Genomic DNA, 6,376 nt, shown 5'->3' with positions numbered 1-6,376 from the left:
CCGGCCGTTGCTGCTGCGGGTGCGGGTGCGGGTGCGGCTGAGCAGGTGGCGCTGGCTGGGCCGCCTGCGCCGACTGAGCGCTGCCGTAAGGAACTTGACCGCCACGGCCCTGCTGGAGAGGACGCACGACGGGAGGGCTCTGGTACCCGCTGTCGCCCCCCTCTCCCACATCGTCACGGCGCGAACGGAACCACGGCGAGACGCCGCTCTGGTCCTGCTGTGCCTGGCCCCCCGAGGCCCCCTGGGTCCCGTACGCCTGTGCGTCGTATCCCTGCGCCTGCCGCCCCTGCGGCTGTTGTCCTCGCGGCGGGTATCCCTGTGACTGATACCCCTGCGGCTGCTGTCCCTGCGGGGAGTAGCCCTGTCCCGAGGAGCCGTGCCCCGAGAAGCCGTTGTCCGGGTATCCCTGTGCGGAGTAGCCCTCCGGCATGCCGTCCCCGCGCCCGGACGCCGTGCGCGCGTTCTGCCCCGGGAGGGGGTCGCTCAGGGGATCGGAGAGTGCGTCGACAGCGGCCTGGAAATACTCGGACTGCGCATAGGGGTCGTCCTCGGCACCGGAGTCGGCGCCGCCTTGTCCGTACGGCTGCCGGCCGTAGGGATCACCACCCTGCCCGTCACCGTACGGATCACGGTACGGCTCACGCCCATACGGACTCCCACGATCCGGGGGCATCCCCGTCACCTGCCCCCCGCCACCGGGCTCCCGGCCGCGGGAACCCGCACACCGGACAGTCCGGCGGACCGCTCCACGGCACCCGGGTCGCCGCATTCGGCCAGCCAGTTCGCCAGCATGAGGTGACCCCACTCCGTCAGAACCGACTCGGGGTGGAACTGCACGCCCTCGACGGGAAGTTCGCGGTGCCGCAACCCCATCACGAGGCCGCTCCCGGTACGTGCGGTCACATGCAGCCCGTCCGGTACGGCGGCGCTCTCGACGCCGAGTGAGTGGTAGCGCGTGGCCGTGAACGGTGAGGGCAGCCCCGCGAAGACGCCCTCCCCCTCGTGCGTCACCTGTGAGGTCTTTCCGTGCAGCAACTCCGGCGCACGCCCGACGATCCCGCCGTAGGCCACCGCCATCGACTGCATTCCCAGACAGACCCCGAAGACCGGCACTCCGCTCGTCGCGCAGTGCCGCACCATCTCCACGCAGACACCGGCCTGTTCAGGTGTGCCGGGCCCCGGTGAGAGGAGGACGCCGTCGAAGCCGTCGTCCGCGTGGCGCAGTTCCGTCTCGTCGTTGCGCACGACCTCGCAGTCGGCGCCCAACTGGGCCAGATACTGGACGAGGTTGAAGACGAAGCTGTCGTAGTTGTCCACGACCAGGATGCGCGCGCCCATCAGCCCGCACCGCCGTCGACGGTCACGTCGTTGAACGGCAGCATCGGCTCCGCCCAGGGGAAGACGTACTGGAAGAGCAGGAAAACGACTGCGAGCGCGAGCACGAGCGAGAAGAAGGCCCGCACCCATGTATTGCCTGGCAGGTGCCGCCAGATCCAGCCGTACATCTCCGCGTGCCGTCCTCTCTCTGTGGTCCGCTGCCGTCGTCGCCGCCGGCCGCCACACGGGCGCGCCCACCAGAGTACGGGGCTGCGGCACGACGCGGTGCGTCACTCGGGGAAGTACGACCGGGTCGCGCCCGCTCAGCGGATGGGCTTGGCGTAACGCAGATCGACGGTTCCCGAGTAGCCGGGCAGGCTCACGGACTTGCGGTCGTCGACCTTCCAGCCGAGATCGTAGGCGTCGACGTACTGAAGGTAGTTCTGGATCGCCGGTGACTCGTCCAGGGCCTTCTTCAGCGCCTCCTGGTCGCCCACGGCCGTCACCTTGTACGGCGGGGAGTAGACGCGGCCCTGGAGGATGAGGGTGTTGCCCACGCAGCGCACGGCACTCGTCGAGATCAGCCGCTGATCCATGATCTTGATGCCCTCGGCGCCGCCCTTCCACAGGGCGTTGACCACGGCCTGCAGGTCCTGCTGGTGGATGACGAGGTCGTTCGGCTGCGGCTCCGGTACGCCGGGGACCTGGGCGGTGGCGTTCGGCGGGGCGTCGTCGAGGGTGACGGAGACCCCTGATCCGGCGACCTTCTTGGTGCCGGCGTCCTTCTCCAGGCCGGTCAACTTCCGGTTCTCGGTGCTGTCCCCGCTGTCCCGTCGTGCGAGGCGGTCGACCTGGGCACGTACGCCGGCGGCCGACGAGTCGAGTTCGGCGTTCTTACGGCTCCGCTCCTGGATGAGATCGGAGAGCCGGAGCATCGATGAGTCGGTGCGCAGATCGGTACCATGTGCGGTGTTGAAACTGATCCAGAAAATAAGACCTGCCAGGGCGAATACCCCCAGAGTGGCCAGCCGGGCCGGACGGACGCGCAATCTGGTCACCCTCGTCTCCCTCCACCGCGGGGAAGCACTACGCTAACGGACCACTACAGCGTCACATCCCCTCGGCCCCGTTCTAGGGGGACCCCCGATAGCGGTCACGAAGCGCGTCGACAGGAGAGACTCTCGTGCCGAAGTCACGGATCCGCAAAAAGGAAGACTTCACTCCGCCCCCGGAGAAGAAGGCGACCGAGATCAACCTCGGTGCGACCGGCGGGCGGTGGGTCGCACCGCTCATGCTGGCGATGTTCCTCATCGGCCTCGCGTGGATCGTGCTGTTCTACGTGACCGAGAGCAAGTTGCCGATCGAGTCGATCAAGAGCTGGAACATCGTGGTGGGCTTCGGCTTCATCGCGGCCGGCTTCGTCGTCTCGACGCAGTGGAAGTAGCGGGCCCGGACCCGCTCCGAGCAGGCACGCCGCACTCGCCGGGCGAAGTTATCCACAGGTTGATCCACAGGGCTGGAAAACTTCACAAGATCTGTGGATAACCTCGCGCGGGTTGACGCCCGCGACTCGTTCGGCCCCTGCCTCGCAGGCGTCGTCACCCCTCTTGCGCTGGGAAAACGTACCCCTGAGCGAGTCTGGACAGCCGTTCCCTACACCATGCACAAGATCAGGGACGTGCTGTGGACAACAGGGCGGAAATGCCCGGTCAGAGCGGGTCGAGCCTGCGGTTGAGGGCCGTTCAGGACGTGAGCTGCAGGGTTCGTACGACACATGTCGCGACGATCAGCAGCAGCATCACGGCACAGGCGCCGTACTGCACCAGCGCCCGGCGCTCGCGGGGCGCGTGCACCATGGCGTAGGCGATGACCGCGCCGACGGCCAGTCCGCCTATGTGCGCCTGCCAGGAGATCCCCTGCCAGGTGAAGGTGAAGACCAGGTTGATGCCCAGCAGGATGAGGATCGGCCGCATGTCGTAGTTCAGGCGGCGCATCAGGACGGCGGTGGCTCCGAACAGCCCGAAGACCGCTCCGGAGGCGCCGAGCGATGCCTGCCCGGGTGAGGAGACCAGGAAGGTCAGGGCGCTTCCGCCCAGCCCGGAGAGCAGATACAGCGCCGAGTAGCGCAGGCGCCCGAGCGCGGCCTCCAGCGGCGGGCCGAGGAACCACAGGCCCAGCATGTTCATCGCGATGTGCCAGATCTCCTGGTGCAGGAACATCGAGCTCAGCAGGCGATACCACTGGCCCTGGGCGACGCCCTCGACCGGGCCGTACGGCTCGGCCACGGCCTGCCCGAACAGCACGAGGTCGTTGACGAGCCGGTCGCCTGCAACCAGCACCGCGAGGAAGAACGCGGCGTTGAGACCCAGAAGGATCTTGGTGACGAGGCGGCGGTCGGCTGCGACGACGCCGCCCGCCAGTGTCCGCGGACTGCTCGCGGACGGCGCATGTCCAGTGCCGGACCCGTCTTTGACGCACCCGGGGCACTGGAATCCGACGGACGCCGGAATCATGCATTCAGGGCATATCGGTCGCTCACAGCGCACGCAGCTTATGCCGGTCTCCCGGTCCGGGTGCCGGTAGCAGTACGTCACCCGTGGTTCCGTCTGGTGCTGGTCTTCCATGCCCGTTCCCTCCGCCCCTCGTGCGCGTGGGAGTGTTCCGCCCCGACTGTCCTACGGTCAGACGGGGCGGAACAGTTCCCGACGGCACCGTCAGCGACGGTCGATGACGACCGATTCGACGACGACGTCCTGCACCGGGCGGTCGGTGCGGGGGTTGGTCTGGATGCCCGCGATGGTGTCCACGACCTTCTGGCCGGCGGCGTCGGTGACCTCGCCGAAGATGGTGTGCTTGCCCGTCAGCCATGCGGTGGCGCCGACGGTGATGAAGAACTGCGACCCGTTCGTGCCGGGGCCCGCGTTCGCCATGGCCAGCAAGTAAGGCTTGGTGAAGGCGAGGTCGGGGTGGATCTCGTCCCCGAACTCGTACCCGGGACCGCCGGTGCCGTTGCCCAGCGGGTCACCGCCCTGGATCATGAAGCCGCTGATGACACGGTGGAAGACGGTGCCGTCGTACAGCTTCTCGGTCGTCTTCTTACCGGTCTCCGGATGAGTCCACTCACGCGAGCCCTCTGCGAGCTCGACGAAGTTCTTGACCGTCTTCGGCGCCTGGTTCGGGAAAAGCTGTACCTCGATGTCGCCGTGATTGGTCTTCAGGGTGGCGTAGAGCTGCTCGGCCACGATCTACCTTCCATCTGTCTGCATTGACCCGTCCGATACTCCCACGTACGCGAGCGGCCCGGAGTACGCACCGATGACCCGGATGACTGCTTGCACGCGCTTGAGTGGCCCCACCCAGGCATGATCTTCGAAACGGGTGGAAAACGACACTGTGTCTATGGGAGGAACCCACGAGCCCGTGACACGCCACCGAGGAGGAGGAACCCGTGACCCGCATCGACAGCGTGCGCGCCGCGACCGGGAACACCAAGGAAAGCGTGCGGCACGCAGCGGAGGTCGTGGCACCCTACGCAGGGACCGCCAGGGACACCGCAGTGCACTACGCGCACGAGGCGGGCGCGCGGCTGGGGCCGAAGGTCTCGCACGCCGCGCGGCAGGCCCGCACCTCCGCGCGCGACGGGTACGACGAGTACGTCGTGCCACGGATCGCCCAGGCCCGTAAGAGCCTGCCGCCCGAGTTCGACAAGGCGGCGACCAAGGCCGCCAAGCGCACACGGCGTGCCGCCCGCAAGGCGACCGACTACGCCGCGCCGCGCATCGAGAACGCAGTGACGGAAGCCCGGACCGCTTCGGGCCCCGTGCGGGAGGAAGCCGCTTCGCGAAGTGCCGCCGCATTCGCGGCGCTGCGTGGGCAGGTGACGGCCAGGGAGATCGAGAAGCTGGTGCGCAGGCGCGAGAAGCGTGCCCGCCGGGGACGGCTGGCCAAGCGTCTCGGTCTGCTCGGCCTGCTGGCGGGAGGCGCGTACGCCGCCTGGCGCTGGTGGGACAAGCAGGCCAACCCCGACTGGCTCGTCGAGCCGCCGGAGGCCACCGAGGTCGGCGACCGCGGGTCGCTGTCGTCGGTGAGCGGCAACGCGGGGGAGCGCCGGGCCGGCGACGGTCTGGACCCGGAGGTCGAGGCCAAGGCGAAGGAGGCCAAGGAGGCCGAAGCCAAGGCCAAGGCGAAGAGGCGCGACCGCTAGGTCCCGGTCCCGTCCGGGCCGCCCGGGCGGCGGCCGGGGCCGACGCCTTACGAGGCGTCGGGAGCGTCTGATGCGCTGGACGTGGTGCGCGAGCGCTGCGTCGCAGGGACGCGGTGCACGCGCGACCGGCAGAAGTGTGGGCCGGCAGACCAGGGTCTGCCGGCCCACATGCGTTCCCGGGGAGTTCGGCGCCGACGCAACGGCACGTGCGCCCCACTCCGACCCGTCCGCGAGGCGTCCGGCTCCGAATCCCGGTTGCGGGCGCGGTGTTCGGAGCGGAAGCGACACCGATACGAGTGACGCGCGTACTGGACCTACGAGAACAAGCGAAGGGGAAGGTGGGGCGGAGGATGCGAGTGGGACTGCTGCGCACGGTAGGGGCGGCCACGGCGCTCTACGGATTCGCGGTCACGGTACGCCCGGCGCTGCTGGCCGCACCGTCCGGTCTGGTGGACGCCGAAGGCGGCACCGCGGAACACACGCTCACCTCGCTGCGGCCGCTCGCCTGGCGCGACATGGTCAGCGGACTCGCCGTGCTCACCGCTCCGCGGGGCGCAGCCCTCACGACGGCGGCGCTGGTGCGCATCGGCGCGGACTTCGGCGACGCGTTGCTCCTGGGCTGCACCCTGCCCGATCGGGCGACGCGGGCGAAGGCCGTGGCTGTTTCGGTGGGTTGGGGCGCACTGTCGGTCGCCGGCCTGCTGACGTCCGGGCGGGCCCGCACCAAGGGGGTCGGTGGCCGTGCTCAGGCGTGACGGAGAACCGGGCGGCGCCCGAGGGGAGTCCCCCGTACCCGCGTCTCCTCCGCACCCGTCCCTGACCGTCCTCGGGAACTCGCTGCGCGAGGCCGCGACA

General features: G+C 69.2%; 8 protein-coding genes and 1 pseudogene. 3 read left to right on the top strand and 6 right to left on the bottom strand.

All coding sequences use genetic code 11. The annotated features are described in order from the left end of the window. The 4 genes and pseudogenes from H5J26_RS27140 to H5J26_RS27125 all read right to left on the bottom strand — a co-directional run. Positions 1–673, bottom strand: a pseudogene (locus H5J26_RS27140) (hypothetical protein); the annotation flags it as partial. Positions 674–678: 5 nt separating this feature from the next. Beyond that, on the bottom strand, positions 679–1,338 hold the full coding sequence (locus H5J26_RS27135) for an aminodeoxychorismate/anthranilate synthase component II (RefSeq protein WP_181768608.1): 660 nt from the start codon (positions 1,336–1,338) through the stop codon (positions 679–681). After that, positions 1,338–1,505, bottom strand: coding sequence for a hypothetical protein (locus H5J26_RS27130; RefSeq protein ID WP_181768607.1), 168 nt, complete (start codon positions 1,503–1,505; stop codon positions 1,338–1,340). The genes H5J26_RS27135 and H5J26_RS27130 overlap by 1 nt, the downstream gene beginning before the upstream one ends. Before the next feature lie 135 nt (positions 1,506–1,640). Beyond that, on the bottom strand, positions 1,641–2,375 hold the full coding sequence (locus tag H5J26_RS27125; RefSeq protein ID WP_309238086.1) for a DUF881 domain-containing protein: 735 nt from the start codon (positions 2,373–2,375) through the stop codon (positions 1,641–1,643). Positions 2,376–2,500: 125 nt separating this feature from the next. Here H5J26_RS27125 and crgA point away from each other — a divergent pair, with 125 nt between their 5' ends. Further along, the gene (crgA, locus tag H5J26_RS27120; protein WP_181768606.1) at positions 2,501–2,761 is read left to right on the top strand and encodes a cell division protein CrgA; all 261 of its coding nucleotides are present in this window, start codon (positions 2,501–2,503) and stop codon (positions 2,759–2,761) included. Positions 2,762–3,059: 298 nt separating this feature from the next. Here crgA and H5J26_RS27115 read toward each other — a convergent pair whose 3' ends face one another. Continuing rightward, on the bottom strand, positions 3,060–3,941 hold the full coding sequence (locus H5J26_RS27115) for a rhomboid family intramembrane serine protease (protein WP_181768605.1): 882 nt from the start codon (positions 3,939–3,941) through the stop codon (positions 3,060–3,062). Positions 3,942–4,031: 90 nt separating this feature from the next. Beyond that, positions 4,032–4,559 carry a peptidylprolyl isomerase gene (locus H5J26_RS27110; protein WP_181768604.1) on the bottom strand — a complete coding sequence of 176 codons (528 nt, stop codon included), beginning with the start codon at positions 4,557–4,559 and terminating at the stop codon, positions 4,032–4,034. A gap of 206 nt (positions 4,560–4,765) precedes the next feature. Here H5J26_RS27110 and H5J26_RS27105 point away from each other — a divergent pair, with 206 nt between their 5' ends. Continuing rightward, on the top strand, positions 4,766–5,521 hold the full coding sequence (locus H5J26_RS27105; RefSeq protein ID WP_181768603.1) for a DUF5324 family protein: 756 nt from the start codon (positions 4,766–4,768) through the stop codon (positions 5,519–5,521). A gap of 350 nt (positions 5,522–5,871) precedes the next feature. Further along, entirely contained in the window at positions 5,872–6,276 is a 405-nt protein-coding gene (locus H5J26_RS27100; protein WP_181768602.1) for a hypothetical protein, read from the top strand. Positions 6,277–6,376: the final 100 nt, after the last annotated feature.

This window comes from Streptomyces albidus (ex Kaewkla and Franco 2022), from assembly GCF_013870515.1.
Taxonomy (GTDB): domain Bacteria; phylum Actinomycetota; class Actinomycetes; order Streptomycetales; family Streptomycetaceae; genus Streptomyces; species Streptomyces albidus.
This window is presented reverse-complemented; position numbering and strand designations above follow the sequence as displayed.

Coding starts and splice junctions, on each gene's coding strand:
- H5J26_RS27135 (WP_181768608.1), bottom strand. CDS start 1,338: ATGGGCGCGCGCATCCTGGTCGTGGACAACTACGACAGCTTCGTCTTC.
- H5J26_RS27130 (WP_181768607.1), bottom strand. CDS start 1,505: ATGTACGGCTGGATCTGGCGGCACCTGCCAGGCAATACATGGGTGCGG.
- H5J26_RS27115 (WP_181768605.1), bottom strand. CDS start 3,941: ATGGAAGACCAGCACCAGACGGAACCACGGGTGACGTACTGCTACCGG.
- H5J26_RS27100 (WP_181768602.1), top strand. CDS start 5,872: ATGCGAGTGGGACTGCTGCGCACGGTAGGGGCGGCCACGGCGCTCTAC.